The 18,356-nt window shown below is 58.9% G+C and carries 14 protein-coding genes; 9 read left to right on the forward strand and 5 right to left on the reverse strand.

What is annotated here, in order from left to right; genetic code table 11:
* The first annotated feature begins 305 nt into the window (after window positions 1-305).
* A complete protein-coding gene (locus MUN80_RS05765; protein ID WP_244720786.1) occupies window positions 306-2,303 on the forward strand; it encodes an OmpA family protein in 1,998 nt (665 codons plus the stop codon).
* Window positions 2,304-2,504: 201 nt separating this feature from the next.
* On the opposite strand, the gene floA is transcribed toward MUN80_RS05765, so the two are convergent.
* Window positions 2,505-3,506 carry a flotillin-like protein FloA gene (floA, locus tag MUN80_RS05770; protein ID WP_244720788.1) on the reverse strand — a complete coding sequence of 334 codons (1,002 nt, stop codon included), beginning with the start codon at window positions 3,504-3,506 and terminating at the stop codon, window positions 2,505-2,507.
* An 84-nt stretch (window positions 3,507-3,590) separates the two neighbouring features.
* Complete coding sequence (locus MUN80_RS05775; RefSeq protein ID WP_244720790.1) at window positions 3,591-4,055, reverse strand: NfeD family protein; 465 nt, start codon at window positions 4,053-4,055, stop codon at window positions 3,591-3,593.
* 112 nt (window positions 4,056-4,167) lie between these two features.
* On the opposite strand from MUN80_RS05775, the gene MUN80_RS05780 reads away from it, so the two are divergent.
* The 3 genes from MUN80_RS05780 (at window position 4,168) to MUN80_RS05790 (ending at window position 5,694) form a co-directional block, all read left to right on the forward strand.
* Window positions 4,168-4,749, forward strand: coding sequence for a Crp/Fnr family transcriptional regulator (locus MUN80_RS05780; protein ID WP_244720793.1), 582 nt, complete (start codon window positions 4,168-4,170; stop codon window positions 4,747-4,749).
* A 75-nt stretch (window positions 4,750-4,824) separates the two neighbouring features.
* Window positions 4,825-5,400: a DinB family protein gene (locus MUN80_RS05785; RefSeq protein WP_244720794.1), complete on the forward strand. Its 576-nt coding sequence runs from the start codon at window positions 4,825-4,827 to the stop codon at window positions 5,398-5,400.
* Between the two features lie 48 nt (window positions 5,401-5,448).
* Window positions 5,449-5,694, forward strand: coding sequence for a hypothetical protein (locus tag MUN80_RS05790; protein ID WP_244720796.1), 246 nt, complete (start codon window positions 5,449-5,451; stop codon window positions 5,692-5,694).
* A gap of 107 nt (window positions 5,695-5,801) precedes the next feature.
* On the opposite strand, the gene proS is transcribed toward MUN80_RS05790, so the two are convergent.
* The gene (gene proS / locus MUN80_RS05795; protein ID WP_244720798.1) at window positions 5,802-7,277 is read right to left on the reverse strand and encodes a proline--tRNA ligase; all 1,476 of its coding nucleotides are present in this window, start codon (window positions 7,275-7,277) and stop codon (window positions 5,802-5,804) included.
* Between the two features lie 195 nt (window positions 7,278-7,472).
* On the opposite strand from proS, the gene MUN80_RS05800 reads away from it, so the two are divergent.
* The gene (locus MUN80_RS05800; RefSeq protein ID WP_244720800.1) at window positions 7,473-8,873 is read left to right on the forward strand and encodes a hypothetical protein; all 1,401 of its coding nucleotides are present in this window, start codon (window positions 7,473-7,475) and stop codon (window positions 8,871-8,873) included.
* Between the two features lie 62 nt (window positions 8,874-8,935).
* A complete protein-coding gene (locus MUN80_RS05805) occupies window positions 8,936-10,429 on the forward strand; it encodes an OmpP1/FadL family transporter (protein ID WP_244720802.1) in 1,494 nt (497 codons plus the stop codon).
* A gap of 71 nt (window positions 10,430-10,500) precedes the next feature.
* Here the strand turns inward: MUN80_RS05805 and MUN80_RS05810 are convergent, their stop codons facing one another.
* Entirely contained in the window at window positions 10,501-11,445 is a 945-nt protein-coding gene (locus MUN80_RS05810) for a hypothetical protein (protein WP_244720804.1), read from the reverse strand.
* 244 nt (window positions 11,446-11,689) lie between these two features.
* Here MUN80_RS05810 and MUN80_RS05815 point away from each other — a divergent pair, with 244 nt between their 5' ends.
* The 3 genes from MUN80_RS05815 (at window position 11,690) to MUN80_RS05825 (ending at window position 16,907) form a co-directional block, all read left to right on the forward strand.
* Window positions 11,690-13,912, forward strand: a complete 2,223-nt coding sequence (locus MUN80_RS05815; protein ID WP_244720806.1) for a S9 family peptidase — start codon at window positions 11,690-11,692, stop codon at window positions 13,910-13,912.
* 110 nt (window positions 13,913-14,022) lie between these two features.
* Window positions 14,023-15,507, forward strand: a complete 1,485-nt coding sequence (locus MUN80_RS05820) for an energy transducer TonB (RefSeq protein ID WP_244720809.1) — start codon at window positions 14,023-14,025, stop codon at window positions 15,505-15,507.
* A 47-nt stretch (window positions 15,508-15,554) separates the two neighbouring features.
* Window positions 15,555-16,907 carry a hypothetical protein gene (locus MUN80_RS05825; protein WP_244720812.1) on the forward strand — a complete coding sequence of 451 codons (1,353 nt, stop codon included), beginning with the start codon at window positions 15,555-15,557 and terminating at the stop codon, window positions 16,905-16,907.
* Window positions 16,908-16,912: 5 nt separating this feature from the next.
* On the opposite strand, the gene MUN80_RS05830 is transcribed toward MUN80_RS05825, so the two are convergent.
* A complete protein-coding gene (locus MUN80_RS05830) occupies window positions 16,913-18,355 on the reverse strand; it encodes an aldehyde dehydrogenase (protein ID WP_244720815.1) in 1,443 nt (480 codons plus the stop codon).
* Window position 18,356 lies beyond the last annotated feature (1 nt).

Below are 18,356 nucleotides of genomic sequence, written 5' to 3' on the forward strand. Positions count from 1 at the left end.
GACAGCGGCGCATGGGAGGGAAACGGCCAAGGGCAACCGCTACGGCGTAAGTTAGCTAATCGGTAAACGGGCTACAACTGTCGCCTAAATCTAGGTTTTAGACAAATAATCGAACTTTATAAGTATTGGAGTGTGTATTTTTGGCTCCCCTGGCGTGTGCTACGAAACCCGCGTGCTGTTCAGGACGTCTTGAGTGTTTGGAACTGTCGCACGGACAGGTCCGCATGCACCCGCAGACCTCCGTTTTGCCATCTAAGCTTATGATCGTTCGAAAACTTGTTCTTTCCCTCGGGTTAATTGTTGGTATGGGAAGCTGGGCGCATGCCCAACGGGCCATCTGGGCCTCAAAAGTAGTGGAGGTCTCGTCCCAGAAGGCGGAGGGGAAAGAGGCCTTTTCGCCGGAGAAAGTACTAGGTGAGCCGAATGCCCAGCCGCTGGGCCAGATCAACAACGACGCCTGGATTCCGAAGAAGGAAGGGGCCAACGAGTTTATCGAGGTTCGCTACGGCAAATCCATTATTGCCAAGCAGGTGACGGTCGTGGAAAACTTCAATCCGGGCTCCATCACCAAAATTGAGTTAGTAGATACCCGCGGCACCCGGCACCAGGTATACGAAAACAAGAGCCCGGGCCCGCTGGCCGAGGCGTTTCGGTCGTTGAGCGTCACGTTTCCGGCCGCCACGTACCGCACCGTGGGGGTTGTCGTGTCGATGAACACCAAGGCCGTGGAGGGCGTCAACCAGATTGATGCCATTGGCATTGCCGACGTTGCCGAAACCATGGTAAAGAAAGAGTTTATAGCCCAGGCGGAAGGCGTGCGGTTCGACTCGGCTATGGTAAATCTGGGAGCCAACGTCAATTCCAAGTACGTGGATACCCACCCGGTTATTTCGCCGGATGGCAAAACCCTGTTCTTCGCCCGTCAGGAAAGTCCGCAGAACGTGGGCGGCGCCAACGACGTGCAGGACGTGTGGTATAGCACCCTGGCTAACGCCGCCAAGAAAACCTGGAACCAGGCCAAGAACATCGGCGGCCCTATCAACACGCCCGGCCCCAACGGTCTGGCCTCGGTGTCGTCGGATGGCAATACGGCCCTGCTCATCAACGTGTATAACCCTGACGGCACGCTGGACCCGAAAGGGGCCAGCATTTCGCGCCGCACCAAAACCGGCTGGGGTATGCCGGTCAAAATTGAAATCGAGGACTTTTACAACGACGATGACGAAAACGTCGACTACTTCCTGAGCACCTCGGGCAAGTTTCTGCTGATGGCCGTGCAGCGCAAGGATGGCAAAGGTGCCCAGGATATTTACGTGAGCTTCAAGAAGGAAGACGGTCGTACCTGGACCCGGCCCAAAAACCTGGGTGCTACCATCAACACCAAAAAGGCCGAGTTTGCGCCTTTCCTGGCTGCCGACGGTAAAACGCTGTACTTCGCCTCCGAAGGCCTGGGCGGCTACGGCAAGAGCGACATTTTCTCCTCCAAGCGCCTCGACGACTCCTGGACCAACTGGTCGAAGCCGCGCAACCTGGGCCCCAATATCAACTCCCCCGACTTCGACGGCTACTTCACGTTGTCGGCGGCCGGCGAAGATGCGTACCTGGTGTCGTCGCGCAATGGTATCGGCAACTCCCGCGACATTTTCCGCATCAACCTGACACCGCAGTTCAAACCTGAAGTGGTGACACTGGTGCGCGGACGGGTACTGGATGCCGCTACCAAGAAGCCAGTAGCTGCTACCATTAAGTACGAAAACCTGCTGACCGGCGAAGAAATCGGGGTAGCCGAAACCAGCCCCGTAGATGGCTCCTACACCATCGTGTTGCCCTCGGGCGCCCATTACGGCTACCGCGCCGAGGCTGAAAACTACCTGGCCGAAAGCGACAACCTGGACGTGACGGACCGGCAGAACTACTCGGAAGTCAACCACGACCTGTTCCTGGTGCCTTTCGCCGTCGGTTCGACCATTAAGCTGAACAACATTTTCTTTGCCCAGAGTAAGTACTACCTGCGCGACAACTCTTACCCCGAATTGCTGCGCCTGGTGCGTATTCTGAAGGACTACCCCACGGTGGAAATCAAGCTGGAAGGCCACACCGACAACCAGGGTGACCCCGCGCTGAACCTGAAGCTCAGCCTGGACCGGGTGAACGAGGTAAAGAAGTACCTGGTATCGAAAGGCATCAGCGGCCACCGCATCACTACCGAGGGTTTTGGTGACAAAAAGCCTATTGCCAGCAACGAGCAAGAAGAAAGCCGCAAGCTTAACCGCCGCGTAGAATTCCGAATTACGAAGAAATAAGAAGCTAGTAGGGAATTGTGCTAATCACCTGTCCTCGTGAGGCCAAAGGCTGAAGCTGCGCAGTACGACACTTCATTTTACTAAAAAAGCCCCTTACTACACGTGGTAGTAAGGGGCTTTTTGCTTCAGGGTACTCTGCATAGGTCAGAGCAGAGGACGGGGCCGTGCTTTATGCGCCATGATGCGTCTTCTGCAACTACATTAACTCAGTCTAGACTCGTCACGGCCGGGCTTAGTGCTGCTGTTTTGCCCGCCGGGGTTGGCAATAGAGTCGCGCATGTCGGTGTCGGCTTGCACGTTGCGCATTTTGTAGTAGTCCATGACGCCCAGGTTGCCGGAGCGGAAGGCGTCGGCAATGGCCTTGGGAATTTCGGCTTCGGCATCGACCACGCGGGCCTTGGCTTCCTGGGTTTTGGCGCGGTTTTCCTGCTCCACGGCCACGGCCATAGCGCGCCGTTCTTCGGCTTTGGCTTCGGCTACTTTCAGGTCGGCGGTAGCCTGGTCAATTTGCAGCTTGGCCCCGATGTTTTCGCCAATGTCGATGTCGGCAATGTCGATGGACAGAATTTCGAAGGCCGTGCCGGCGTCGAGGCCTTTGCTAAGTACGAGCTTGGAGATTTTGTCGGGGTTTTCGAGCACCTCCTTGTGCGACACCGACGAGCCGATGCTGGTCACGATGCCTTCCCCGACCCGGGCCAGGATGGTTTCCTCACCGGCCCCGCCCACGAGCTGGGTGATATTGGCCCGCACCGTGACGCGGGCAATGACGATGAGCTGAATACCATCCTGCGAGACGGCCGCCACGTTGGGCGTGTTGATGACTTTCGGGTTTACCGATGTCGTGACGGCCTCAAACACGTTGCGGCCGGCCAGGTCAATGGCGGTGGCCTGCTTGAAGTCGAGCGGAATATTGGCTTTATCGGCCGAAATCAGGGCTTTAATAACGTTGGGCACGTTGCCGCCGGCCAGAAAGTGCGTTTCCAGCTCATTGCTGGTAATGTGCAGGCCCGCCTTAGTAGCTGTGATTAGGGAGTTGACGATGAGCGTAGGCGAGACTTTGCGCACCCGCATCAGCACCAGTTGGAACAAGCTCACCCGAACGCCGGAGAAAATGGCCGTAATCCAGAGGCTGATGGGGAAAAAGTAAAGAAAAACCAGCAGCGCAACGGCGGCTATGATAAGCGGGGCGAAAGGCACGTTCATACTGAGTAAGTTAGTATCAGCTCCGAGTTACGAGTTTTTCCCTGGTTTCCCGTGCCAAGCCGGTACTGCAACGGTGTACCTGTTTTAGGCCTGCTCCACCACAATGCGGTTTTGCTCGATGCCCAGGACCCGTACGGGCGTGCCAGAAGCCAGAAACTCACCCCGGGTCACTACTTCGCGCCGGTCGTCATCGAACAGAGCCGTGCCGGCCGGGCGCAGCGCCGACAGAGTCCGGCCTACGGTACCGGGCTCTACATCGGGCCGGCGGGCGTCGCGCACACTCGTGTTGTTGACGTCGGTAAGGGCGAAGCGGTGCAGATTTTTGGGCCGCAGCCCCAGGTAGAGCACCACGCCTGCCAGCACTGCCGCCGTAACCAGCGTGATGTGGCCGCCGGTGCTGCCCAGGTCGCGGTAGCCCAGCCAGATACCAGCCGCCAACAAGGCAAACCCTACCAGGCCGACCAATGTGGTGCCGGGAATGAAGAGGACTTCGGCCAGCAAAAACAGCAGGCCAAATAGCAGGAGCAGGGAAATGGTAATCCAGTCCATGAGTAGGGCAGTAGAGGTTATCTTAAATATACGCAGAAAGCCGTAGGCAGCGGTACGGGTAGGTCAGGCGGAGTTGCTATTTTCGGGCGGTCAATACCTCTATACCTTATTCATGGCTGCTGTGCCTGCTTCCGGTCCCACGATGCTAACGGCCCTGCTCGCCCAGGTTCCGTACTTGCCAGCGGCTGAAGTAGCGGAGTTCGTGGCGCTCTGGAAACGGCCCGTGCAGCTCCGGCGCCACGACTTCCTGATTCAGGCCGGGCAGGTCGAGCACAATCTGTACTTCGTGGTGAGTGGTGTGCTGCGCATCTATTACCCAAGTCAGGCGGAGGAAATCTGCGTGGGGTTTGGCTACGCCAACAACATGGTGTGCTCGTTTCCTTCATTCGTGGCCAATCAGCCTTCGGAGTACTGCTTGCAGGCCCTGAAAAAGTGCGAGCTGCTGGCCATTTCCCGCACCGACTTCAGCGCCTTTGTGGAGCAGCACACGGCCTTTGCCCGGTTTTGGCGCCTGGAGCTGGAGCGGGTGCTGGTCGGGCGCATCGAGCGGGAAATAGATTTGTTGCTGCCCGAGCCCGAGCGGCGCCTGGAGCGGCTGCTGAAACGGAGTCCGCACATTTTTCAGCTGGTGCCCAAGAAGTACATTGCCTCCTACCTGCGCATGACGCCCGAAACGCTGAGCCGCCTGCGCTAACTCTTGATTCCAATCAAGGTTTGGCGGGGCGCCGAAGCCCACCTTTGTCAGCAGCAAACTCAAACGTCTATCGTCATGCTTTCTACCGCCTTTATTGCCCAGCTCGAAGCCCAGGTGCAGGAGCTTTCCGCTACCGCAGCCCAGCAGTTGCGCCCCTTATCCAGTCTTCAGCTCAATGCTAAGCCTACGCCTACGAGTTGGAGCGTGCTGGAGTGCCTGGAGCACCTGAACCGCTATAGTTGCTTCTACAATCCGGCGCTGGCCCGGGCCCTGCAAAGCGCGCCAGCAGCAGCGCCCCACCAAGTTGGCTTCAGCTGGCTCGGGCGCAAGTCGTACGACACGGTAAAGCCCGAAAACGTGAAGCCGCAAAAAACCATCAAGTACATGAACCCCGTCGGCAGCCAGCTCACGGGGGAGGTTGTCGAGGAGTTTTTGCAGCATCAGACCCAACTGCTCGAGCTGTTAGCTGCTGCTCGTACCGTTGAGCTGAACCGCAAAGCTGTCCGCGTCGAGTTTTTCAGGCTGCTCAAGCTGCGGCTTGGGGAGGCGCTGCAGTTTGTAGTAGCCCACGAGCAGCGGCACGTGCAGCAGGCACTGCGGGCGGCCCAGGCCGCACAGCACCTGGCAGGGCCCGCGGTGCTGGTGGTCTAGCCCGCGTCGTAGTCCATACGCCGCACCCGGTTTTGCGTATGCCAAGCCATGATGAAACAACGCGAAGTAACCACCCCCGATAATACCCAGTGGACCTGCGTGCAGGCCTACAGCGCCGTGAATAGTGATGCCGCCGACAAAGCCGCCACGCTCAGCGAAACCGATACCGGCGGCGTGCCCGTGGTGTGCACGCCCAGCGGCGGTGCTCAAACCGTGCGCCTAGAGCTCGAAAAAGACTGGCTGGACAACCTATCGGATAAAGAACTAGCCCAGGCCATTCAGGCTGCTCAATAAGTGCCAGAAACCAATAAAAAGGCCCGCTACAAATCTGGAGCGGGCCTTTTTATTGCTTGCAGAAGGGAAACCATCCCAAAATCCGTGCAATCCGTCGAATCCGTGGTCTAGTAGGCGCGGGCGAAGTACACGCGGCGCGGGCTGGGCTTGCCGGTCAGGATGCAGGTGCCTTCTTCGTCGGGCTCGTTCAGGGCAATGCACCGGATAGTTGCCTTGGTTTCCTCCTTAATACGCTCCTCGGTTTCGGAAGTGCCGTCCCAGTGAGCCACCACAAAGCCGCCTTCGCCCTCCAGGGCCTGCTTAAACTCCTCGTAGGTGTCTACGCGGGTAGTATGGGTTTCGCGGAAAGTCAGAGCGCGCTGATAAATGTTTTTCTGGATGTCGGTCAGCAGCTGGTCTACGCTGTTCACGATATCGGCCAGCGGCAGGTTCATCTTCTCCTTGGTGTCGCGGCGGGCCACTTCCACGGTGCCATTGTCCAGGTCGCGCATGCCCACGGCAATCCGTACTGGTACGCCTTTCAGCTCCCACTCGGCAAATTTGAAGCCTGGCCGTTCCGTGTCCCGGTCGTCAAACTTCACGCTGATGCCCCGCTCGGCCAGGCCCAGCTGCATAGGCCGGATCCGCTCGGTCAGCTCTTCCAACTGGCCGGTCTTGTAAATCGGCACAATAACCACCTGAATCGGGGCCAGCTTGGGCGGCAGCACCAGGCCTTCGTCGTCGGAGTGGCTCATGATGAGGGCGCCCATCAGACGGGTGCTTACGCCCCAAGAGGTGCCCCACACGTGCTCCAGCTGACCTTCCTTGTTGGTAAACTGCACATCAAACGCCTTGGCGAAGTTCTGCCCCAGGAAGTGCGAGGTACCAGCTTGCAATGCCTTACCGTCCTGCATCAAGCCTTCGATGCAGTACGTATCGAGGGCGCCGGCAAACCGTTCGTTCTCCGTTTTCACGCCTTTCACGACGGGCAGGGCCATCCATTCTTCGGCAAACTGAGCGTATACCTCCAGCATCTGCCGGGTTTCGGCCACGGCCTCCTCGGCGGTGGCGTGAGCCGTGTGGCCTTCTTGCCACAGGAACTCGGCCGTGCGCAAAAACAGGCGGGTCCGCATTTCCCAGCGCACTACGTTGGCCCACTGGTTAATGAGTAGAGGCAGGTCGCGGTAGCTCTGAATCCAGTTTTTGTAAGTACTCCAGATGATGGCCTCCGAGGTGGGACGCACGATGAGCTCTTCTTCCAGCTTGGCATTAGGGTCTACGCGGAGCTTGCCGGGCTTGTCGGGGTCGTTCTGCAGACGGTAGTGCGTTACCACGGCGCATTCCTTGGCAAATCCTTCGGCGTTTTTCTCCTCGGCCTCAAACAGGCTTTTAGGTACGAACAGCGGGAAATAGGCGTTCTGGTGGCCTGTGCGCTTGAACATATCGTCGAGCTGGCGCTGCATCTTTTCCCAGATGGCGTAGCCATAGGGTTTGATGACCATACAGCCGCGTACGGCCGAGTTCTCAGCCAGGCCGGCACGCTTCACCAACTCATTGTACCACAGTGAATAATCTTCACTACGCTTTGGCAAACTTTTACTCATATTCGAGGTATCTTTGGGTAAGCGAAATAGTTCCCAAATCTGGTATAAGATTTGTCCTAGGAAAAGGGCACCGTTTCGGCGCCAAATTACGTTATTAAACTGGAGCTCACCTCGCCAGTTCTTATAAGTCAGGCAACCAATTTGAGGTTTCTCTACTCTGTTCCTTGCAAGGTCCACTTTTCAGCGTCAGCAGCCATGAAATCAATCCTTAACACTGTTTTGCCCGCCATGGCCCTGCTCACGCTGGGTGGCTGCGCAAGCACCTCAGCTCTTACCTCTACGGAGAGCGACGGGGTTTATTATTCCTCTAAGGACCGCACCACTTATAACGAGCCTGCGCGCTCGACGGCTGCGGTACAAAATGATGCCTCCGAGGGTAGCTCGACTACCGATGCAGAAACCAATCCGGACTATGCCAGCTCTGGTAGCTCGTCGTCATCATCAAGAAGCGGCGGCTCGGAGTATTACGACGAAGATTACGGCTACTCAGCCCGCATCCGGCGCTTTCACCAGCCTGGGTACCGTAGCTTTAACTACGGCTACTACGACCCCTTCTACGCTGACCCCTTCTGGTACGGCGGTAGTGCCTTCTCGTATTACGGTGGCGGTTACTCGCCCTACGGCTGGGGTCCTGGCTATTACGGCTCGTATTACGACCCCTTCTACGGTCCTTATGGTTACGGCAACACGGCTGTAATCATCAATATCGGCTTTGGCCGCCCGTACTATAACCCCTGGGGATATGGCTACGGTTACGGGTATGGCTACGGTGGATATGGTCGTGGCTACTATGATGGCTACCGTAATGGTCTGTACAGCGGCTACGGCAGCTACTACGGCGGGACAGTTGGCTCCAGCCGTAGCGTCCGGTACGCACCCCGCACCGGCCGCAGCCTGGAGGCTACCACTGATGGCCGCGCTTCGACGGGCACCAATCCCGGCCGGGGCCGGACTCGCGAAGGCGGGGTTGCTAATACCGAGGGCGGCGTAAACACGACCGGTAATGCTGCCGGGAACGGTCGTTCCCGCGAACGGAGCACAGACAACCCAACGGGTGGAATTTCTACCTCTTCTGGCATTCGGGCTGAAGAGGTAAATACGGGCCGTACGCGCACAGGCAGCGAACAAGTGCAGCGCAGAAGCAATACGGCCGTCTTCACCGACGAAACCGGGACTCAGGTTGAAACACGTGACCGGGGAAGCGTGGACCAGACCCGTACCACCGAGAGTGGTGGCCGTCGCTGGCGGGTAGTAGAAAACACGGGTAGTTCCAACGGGCAGCAGGCCACCACAACTCCTGCTTACCCAAACTACTCGGAGCAGCGTCGGAGCCGTTCGCGTGAAGCGTATGGCAGTGAGCAGCCCACTCGCCAAGATAACACCGGTGGCCAAGCCGCTGAGCAGCCCGCCCGTCGGCAGCGTTCCTATGAAAGCCCGCAGCAGCCTACTCGCACGTACGAGGCACCGCAGCGGTCTTATGAAGCTCCCCAACGCTCGTATTCTGAGCCTTCGCGCAGTTCTTCCCCCTCAATGGGTGGTGGTAGCAGTGGCGGAGGAGGAGGCCGAAGCAGCGGCGGTGGCCGTGGCCGCGAATAAATTAGCTAATAGGAAATCTTATCGTGGCCGGCCGCTGGTCGGCCACCTTCCTTTCTACTCTCATGAAAAACCTGAAATACTTACTTGCTGTGGCCTTTGCCGGCCAGGCTAGCTACGGCTTTGCCCAATACCAAGTGGATGCGCTGCGGTTTTCTCAGACCCAGCTCGGGGGCACGGCCCGTTCCCTCGGTGTGGGGGGCGCTAACGTAGCAGTAGGAGCCGATCTGAACAGTTTGTCTATTAACCCGGCCGGCCTGGGCATGTATCAGCGCTCCGAGTTCAGCTTCTCGCCCGGCCTGGGCTTGGGTAACACCGAGGCCACCGCTTTCGGCACCACTACCACTGATTCTCGCAACAGCCTTCATTTGGGTAGCTTGGGAGCTGCTTTCGTTAGCCGGCGCCCGGATAGCGACGAGAATCCTTGGCGGAGCGGAACGTTTGCCGTAGGCTTGACCCGCATCAACGACTTTAACCAGAGCTTCCGCTACCGCGGCAACCCGTCTCGGGAGCAGGACATCTTCCAGCGCCTGAGCACCGACCGGAAGCAGGATCTGGATGATTTGGCGTATAACAACTACCTCACCGAAGAAGACGCGGACGGTATTTACGTGCCGCGTGACTACAGCCTCTCGCGCGGCAACCTGACCCAGGAAGAAACGGTGCTGACGACTGGCTCCCAGACTCAGTTTGATTTTGGCTACGGCGCCAGCTATAAGGACCGACTTTATATTGGAGGCGCCATCGGAATAGTAGGCACCCGTTTCAACTCGACCAGTACGCTGAAGGCCACAGACCCTGCTTCCGATCCGGCCGGCACGGAGGGTGCTTCGTTCGGTTCTCTGACGTATCGCGAATCGTTGGAAACCCGCGGGACGGGTATCAACGCCCGGATTGGGGCCATTTACCGGGTTAGTGACGCACTGCGCGTTGGGGCTGCCATTCAGACGCCGACGTATATGGCATTGTCGGAAACCTATGGCGCAACTATGGATGTGACGTATGATCAGCCTATCGAAGTCAAAGGCAAAACCATTAGCTCCAGCACTTCGGCTACCGACCCAAGTGCTTTTGACTACGCCCTGACGACGCCCTTTAAGGCCTCCGGTGGGGTAGCGGCTGTTATCGGTAAGCACGGCTTTATTAGCGGGGATGTGGAATATGTAAACTACAGCAGCGCCCGGCTCAGCAACGACAACAGTGACCCGACCGTCAACAACAACTTTGACTTCGGGCCTACCAACGATGAAGTGCGCCAGCTCTACCAATCGACGGTGAACGTGCGCGTCGGTGGGGAGCTGCGGGCGGATATCTTCCGCCTGCGGGCTGGATATGCCCGCTACGGCGACCCATATAAGGCCAACGAATTTGACCGGACGCAGAACTCATTCACCTTGGGAGCCGGTATGCGCCAAAACAACTTCTTCCTGGATGTAGCCGGGGTGTACAGCACCAATAAGCGCTTTTACAGCCCTTATGCCCTGCAAACCAACACGCCCGTGGTAGCAGTAGATGGCAACCGTTACACTACGACCGTCACGGCGGGCTGGACTTTCTAACGGTATTTCTTCGCATAAAAAAGGCGCCCTGATCTAGATCAGGGCGCCTTTTTTATGCCGTTACTCAACCTCTACTTCGCAATGCGGACCTGCAGGTTCAAAGTCGGAGTGGGCGTTGGGCGGACTTCGGTAACAGTCAGCAGACCATATTTCCCGTCGGCGGTGAGAAAGGCAAATAGATTATCCTTGGTCAGAGCGCCGGTATTGGTTATAGGCACGCCCCGGTTGTAGATGCTGGTGAAGCTTTGGGCCGTGATGGATGTAGCAAAGCTGCCCCGGTCGGGTTCAGCTACCCGGCGCAGGAGCGTGACGCGCCGCGTGGGCCACAACGTGGTATCACGCTGTACTGCTTTGTCCTTGAGCGTCGCTAGGCTGGGCTTGCCATCAGCAGTAGGCACGTATATCAAGTCGACGAGTTGCTGGGCTTGCTGGTTTGTGCGCACAGTAAAGCCTGGCAAAGGCAGACCCGACGACAACGCCAAAAAACTGCGGCTGGTGGTATTGCGCCGCTCCTGCAGCCGTACCGTATAGCGGTGATAGTCCAACAGAGAATCGTTGTTGCGCAACGTAAGTCGAAAGCTGCGGCTGGAACTAAGCTGCTTCGTGTCGAAAACTTCGAACTTCCACTGCTCATTGCCCGATGTGGTGCGGGTATTGAACGTGAACTGGTAGGCCAGAGCATTTTGCTCGGTCAGAGTTGAATCGAGGTAAACCAGCTCAGGCTCGGCGAAATTGTTGGGATTATAGCCCGAGGCCGGGTAAACAATTGGGTTTTTGCGGGGCGAGTACGCTACTGTAATGAGGAGGCGCTTTAGCTTGATATCGCCTTTGGTTTCGGCGTATAGCTTGCTGGTAAGCGTGTCGCCGGGAGTGGTGGACGCCCGACTGGCGCTGATGTAGCGGGTACTGCCTACAAAGTTGATGTAGGGATTGGGGCTGCTGGTCGTGTCCGGGGCGCAGGCGCTGGCCAGCAGACCAGCTGCAACCGAAGCAAAAAGGGAGAAGCGGTGACGCATAGAGCGCAAAGGTCGGAAGTGAACGGCTAAGTTGGCCGGAGAAGCCCGGCAAAGAAACCAGTTTCCTACTAACGCGCCGGGCTCCTGATTCATGCCCGGCCACCAAAAAGAATTGGGCTGGGCTAGTGCCGAGTATTTTCTGGACTAGGCGGCGCAACCCCGGCCGGGCAACGTCGACTTTAGAGCCGTCTTTTCGTGCGTAACTTGCCGGACATCCATTCGGCCGTTCACTTTATTTGCTTCTATGAATTTTCGCTTTCTCGGGCTGGCCTTCTTTCTCTCGGCCGTTAGCCCTGTAGTGTTGCCCGCTTCGGCTCCGATGGCCGTGGCTCAGCAAAAACAGAATATCACCCTCGAAGATATCTGGGCCAAAGGCACTTTCCAGGCTCGCTCGGTGCCGGGTTTCAACTGGATGCGGGACGGCCGCTACTACTCCTCGCTCGACAACGGCGACCTGGTGCAGCACGACGTGACGACCGGCAAAGCCGTACAAACGCTCGTGGCTGGCCAAGACCTCAAGCTGGCCGGCAGCACCCAGCCCTTGCCCGTAGAAGGCTACTCGTTTAACTCCGACGAAAAGAAAATCCTGTTCTGGACGGCCGAGGAGCCCATTTACCGCCGCAGTTCCCGGGCCACTTACTTTGTGTACGACCGGGCCAGCAAGCAACTAGTGCCCCTGAGCGCCGGCGGCAAGCAGAGCTACGCCACCTTCTCGCCCGACGGCAAGCGCGTGGCTTTCGTGCGCGACAACAACCTGTTTGTGACCGACCTAGCCACGATGCAGGAAAAAGCCGTGACCACCGACGGCGTGCAAAACAAGATCATCAACGGCTCGACGGACTGGGTGTACGAGGAGGAATTCGAGTTTGCCCAGGCCTTTTTCTGGTCGCCCGACTCGCGGCAGCTGGCTTTCTACACCTTCGACGAAAGCCAGGTGCCCGAGTACAACATGCAGGTGTGGGGCGAGCTATACCCGCAGGACTACCGCTACAAGTATCCCAAGGCCGGCGAGAAAAACTCGGTGGTGAGCATTTCGGTGCACGACGTGGCGGCCGGCCGCACAACCAAGATGGATGTAGGCCCGGAAACCAACCAGTACATTCCGCGCATCATCTGGACCGAAACGCCCAACCTGCTCAGCATCCGGCGCCTGAACCGGTTGCAGAACAAGCTCGAAATCCTGCACGCCGACGCTGGCAGCGGTAAAACCCAGGTAATCCTGACTGACGAGGACAAGGCGTACGTGGAAGTCAACGACGACTTGCGCTACCTCGCCGATGGCAAGCAGTTCCTATTTAGCAGCGAAAAGGACGGCTACCGTCACCTTTACCTGTATGATATGAAGGGCAAGCTGGTGCGGCAACTCACTAAAGGCAACTGGGAAATCACCAGCATCGACGGCTTCGACGAGGACAAGGGCATCGTGTACTACTCCAGCACCGAGGCCTCGCCCTTGCAGCGGCAACTCTACCGCATCAACCTGAAGGGCAGCGGCAAAACCCGCCTGAGCGAGGTAGCCCACGGCAACAATACCGTCAACATCAGCCCCGACTGCAAGTATTACCTCAACTACTTCTCAGCCGCCGGCGAACCGACCACGGTGAGCCTGCGCAACGGCAAGGACGGTAAGCTGGTGAAGGTATTGGAAGACAACGCCAAGCTGCGCCAGACCCTGAGCCAGTACAACCTGGGCAAGCTCGAATTTATCAGCTTCAAAACCTCGGAAGGCGTGACGCTCAACGGCTCGATGCTGAAGCCCAGTAACTTCGACGCTACCAAGAAATACCCGGTGCTGATGTACGTATACGGCGGCCCCGGCTCCCAGACCGTGAAAGACGATGTGGGCGGCGGCATTGCCCTGACCAACTACCTTTGGCACCAGCTGCTGGCCGAGCAGGGCTACATCATCGTGTCGGTGGACAACCGCGGCACGGGTGCCCGGGGCGCTGAGTTTAAGAAGAGCACCTACGCCAACCTGGGCAAGCTCGAAACCATCGACCAGGGCGAAAGTGCCAAGTACCTGGGCACGTTGCCTTACGTAGATAAGTCGCGCATCGGTATCTGGGGCTGGAGCTTTGGAGGCTACATGACGGCCCTGGCCATGACTAAAAATGCAGACTTGTTTAAGATGGCTATTTCGGTGGCTCCCGTTACCAACTGGCGCTACTACGACTCGGTCTACACCGAGCGGTTCCTGAAAACGCCCCAGGAAAACCCCGGTGGCTACGACGACAACTCGCCCGTGCAGTTTGCTCAGCAGCTCAAGGGCAAGTACCTGCTCGTGCATGGCACCGGCGACGACAACGTGCACTTCCAGAACTCGACGGCCTGGGTCGACGCCATGGTAAAAGCCAACAAGGATTTCCAGTCGTTATACTATCCCAACCGTAACCACGGTATTTATGGAGGCAACACCCGGCTCCATTTATATCGTCAAATGACTGATTTCGTGCTGAAAAACCTGTAACTAGCCGGTGCTACGCACCGCTAACTCAGTCTTCGTACAAGAAAATGCTGCTAGGCGGCGTTTCCTTCGGATAGTTTTCGCGTAGAACGACCTTTATGCGTACTCCCCGAATGAAACGCCGTCTACTTTTTTATAGTCTGTTCCTCCTCACGGCAGTTGGCTGCCAGCGCGAAAAGCCGGTTCAGTCGGAAGCCTCCAAGCCCGTCGAAACTGCCCCAGCCCTAGCCGACTCCTTGCCCGAAGCTCCGGCTACCGGTGCTGTCAATAGCCGTTCGTGGCACCAGTTGGGGCGCCGTACTTCCCGCACGGCCCCGTTGGTGGTGTACCAGCGCGGCACTTTGCGGGCTCCGGGTAGCACCGACACCACGGCCCTGCCGCCCTCGGAAGCCCGCCTCCACGACCTCACGCTCAAGGCCAGTGAGTATTTCAAGATTGACCCTACCCAGCCCGCCGAAGTGCACGGGCGCGAAGGCACGGTGGTCCGGATTCCGGCCGGCGCTTTGGTTGATAACAGTAACCGCGTCGCTGCTAACCCCGTGTGGGTGGAAATGAAGGAGTGCTACAGCGTGGCCGATATGCTGCTCTCCAACCTGACGACGGTGACACCCGACGGGGAGTTGCTCGAATCGGGTGGTATCGTGCTGGTGCGGGCCTCAGCCCGCGGGCAGCAGCTGCGGCTGGCACCCGGGCAGGCGTTTCAGCTGGAAATGCCCGGTCCGGCCTCGCGGCGCAAGGAGCTGAAACTGTTTTACGGCCAAGGAGGCCGCGGGCAGCAGCCGGTGCGCTGGATAGCCGCCGGCCCCGCCGCCGATTTGCCCCCGCCCGCTCCCGTCGCTAGCAACGCCGACCAGATGCCAACCTATGGCAACGGTCCGGCCGACATCAATAAGCTGGTGCGCTACCCGCAAACCGCTGTCGAAAACAAAACTGAGGGCATTGTGTACGCCTCGTTTATGGTCGACGAGCAGGGCCGGGTGGAGGCGCCGAGCATCGTGCGCGGTATTGGGGGCGGCTGCGACGAAGAAGTGTTGCGGGTGTTGCGCCAAACCTCGGGCCACTGGACCCCGGCCCGTAGCGGCGGGCAGCTGGTGAAAGTAAAAATGATGCTGCCCATCCGCTTTTCTTTCCATGAAGGCTTGGCCAATTCCGACGAAACCGCCGTGGCCTCGGCTGATACTGCCGGTCCTACGCCCGTGGCACTGTCTACCGACGACGACGCCCCGGAAGAGCAGGAGGCCTCCGACCGGCGCGTGTTTACCTGCCGTAAGCTGGGCTGGCTCAACGCCGACAAACCCGTAGCCATGGGCCAGTCGGTCGACTTTACCGTGCCCGTAGATGTGGAGCCCGGCACCAGTATCCGGCTGGTGGTGGAAGGCTCGGCCGCCATTGCCGAAGCCCAACCCCAGGCCGATGGCTACGCGTTTCAGGGTATTCCCGGGGGGCGCAAAGTATTGCTTATCGGCACGCAGTACCGCAACGGCACGCCGTATCTGGCTATGCGCCGCACCGTAGCGGGGCAGGCCAGCAGTGAGGCACTGGTGTTTCAGGAAACGACGCTGGAGGATCTGGAGCGGGCAATAGAGAAAATTCAGTAGTATCTTACGGTTCAGCTTGCCGCTTATTCAGCACGCTGCCTGCCCCAATGAAGTCCTCTAGTTTGTTTCGCCCGACCAGCTCCGCACTACTTCTTGCTGTGGGGCTGGTGTTTGTGCTGGAAGTCCTGTTTTTTACGTACTGGCGCAACAGCTTGGGACCGTATTGGAGTCCGGTGCTGCTGTATGCGCTGAGCCTGGCACTGTGCCTGCTCGTGGCCCGCACTGTGCTTGGCTACCGGTTTCAGTGGCCCAGGGCGACGGCGGCGGTTTCCCCTTGGCCGCGCCTGATACTACCCGTTGGCCTGACGCTGGTTAGCTGGTTGATAACGATGCCGCTTGTGCGCAAGCTCATTGACCAGCATGCCGTAAGCTCCATTCTGGCTAAGTCCGATATTCTGCCCGCGCTGCAAGTATACGTTACCCGCTTTTTGGGGCCTGGGCTAGTGTACCAACCCATTACCTTAGGGGGATATACGTTTCTGCCTAATTACCCGCCCCTGCAGTGGTTGCCCTTCGTGCCGGCCCAGGTGCTAGGGCTCGACTACCGGGCTTGGGCATTCGGGGCGCTGCTGCTGGCCTTGCTGGTGGCCTATCAATGGCAGCTGGCGCGGCTGGCTCTGCCGTGGGGCGAATGGCTGCTCAAAGGCGTGTTGCCCGTGCTGGTACTGCACTTCACCGTGTTACGAAATGACTCCATGTTTGGCCTGACCGTGGAAAGTCTGATTGTGGGTTATTACTGTGTGCTGGCGGCCACCACCTTAAGCGCCAAGCCGTGGCTGAAGGCTCTGGGGCTGGTGCTGTGTCTGTTGTCGCGCTTTTCCTTGGTGCTCTGGGTGCCGCTCTACGGGCTGTTGCTGCTTTGGGAAAATCCGCGGCAGGGCTGGCGCACGGCTGGGTTGGCCCTAGCTGGCGTGCTGCTCGTGCTGGGGCCCTTCCTGCTCCACGACCCCACTATTTTCTTCCGGGCTCAGCTCGAAAACCTGGGTATTGCCGAAGGCGAATGGCAGCATATCGAACCGCTGGCGCCGGTGGCGGGGCCCATCCACCTGTTCAATGGCGTTGGGTTTGCGCCCTGGTTTTACGACATGGCCGGCACGCTTACCGAGCGAATTACCCGCCTGCAAATAACCCAGTTCGGGCTCTGCATCGGCCTGGTGGCTCTGGCCGGGCTGCTGTTCTGGCAGGTCCGGCACCGCTTCGACCCGCGCCTGGCGGCCCTGCTGAGTTTGAAGGCTTACCTGGCTACGTTCTACGCCTTCCTGATTATTCCCTACACTTACCTGGCTTTCGTGAGTTTGTTCACCTCGCTGTTTCTGGTACTGCTGGTCAGTCGCCAAGCGCCGTTTCTGACGCCTTTTGGAGCTTCAAGGTTGGAACAACCAGCGGTGGGAGAGGAGTAAGCCGGCTACAACTTTACGCACACGTTCTGGGGTTCGGTGAAAAAACGCAGCGCTTCCAGACCGCCTTCCCGGCCCACGCCCGAGTTTTTCATGCCCCCAAACGGCGTCCGCAGGTCACGCAGCAGCCAGGTGTTAATCCAGACCACGCCGGCATGCAGCTGGTGAGCCACGCGGTGGGCCCGGTCCAAATCGGTGGTCCAGATGGTGGCCGACAGGCCGTAGTCGGTGCCGTTGGCCCAGCTCAGGGCTTCCTCCTCCGTATCGAAGGGCGTGAGCGTGACGACCGGGCCGAAGATTTCCTCCCGGTTGGTGCGGCAGTCGGGCGCGAGGCCTTCAAACACGGTGGGTTGCAGAAAGTAGCCGTCGGCGCAGCGGCCGGGCACCTGCACGCGCTGCCCGCCGGCCAACAGCGTGCCGCCTTCCTGCTGGGCCAGCTCGATGTAGGACAAGACTTTATTCAGATGCGCCTCACTGACCAAAGCTCCCTGTCGGGAGGTTTCCACTTGCGGGTCGCCGACGGTGAGGCCGGCCACGCGGGCCAGGAACAGCTCTTTAAACTGCTCGTAAATGGGCCGTTCGATGAAGATGCGGGAGCCGCAGAGGCAGATCTGGCCCTGGTTGGCGAAGCTCGACTGAATGCTGGTGCTCACGGCCGCGGCCAGGTCGCAGTCGGCGAAAATCAGGTTGGGGTTCTTGCCGCCCAGCTCCAAGGACAGTTTTTTGAACATGGGCGCCGCGGTGCGGGCAATATGCTCCCCGGTCTTGGTGCCGCCCGTAAAGCTGATGGCCTTAATGGCCGGATGCTCCACAATGGCTTGGCCCGCGCCCGGCCCGGTGCCGTGCACAATGTTGAGCACCCCGGCCGGCAAGCCCGCTTCCTGGCACAGCTCGCCCAGCCAGTAAGCCGTGGCCGGCGTAATTTCCGAAGGCTTGGCCACCACGCAATTACCGGCAGCCAGGGCTGGGGCGATTTTCCAGGTAAACAAGTACAGCGGCAAATTCCAGGGCGAAATGCAGCCCACTACGCCCAGCGGGTGACGCACGGTGTAGTTCAACGACTGGCCTTCCTGAAAGTGGCTTTCGGAGGAAAAATGGCCGATACCGGTGCCGAAAAAGGCGAAGTTGCTGGCCGCCCGCGGAATGTCGACGGCGCGAGCCAGGGTCACGGGCTTGCCATTGTCCTGACTTTCGGCCTGGGCCAGCCGCTCCAAGTCCCGCTCGATAAGCTCCGAAATGCGCACCAGCAGCCGGCCCCGCTTTTCGGCCGGCAAAGCCCGCCAGGCCGGAAACGCGGCCTGAGCGGCGGCCACGGCCTGCGCTACGTCGGCGGCGTCAGAGTCCGGAATCTGGCTGTAGACCTGGCCGGTAGCGGGTTCGACGTTGTCGAGGTAGCGGCCGTTGGCGGGCGGTACAAACTGGCCGTTGATGAAATTCTGGAGCTGGAGCATG

This window comes from Hymenobacter cellulosivorans (genome assembly GCF_022919135.1).
Lineage (GTDB): Bacteria > Bacteroidota > Bacteroidia > Cytophagales > Hymenobacteraceae > Hymenobacter > Hymenobacter cellulosivorans.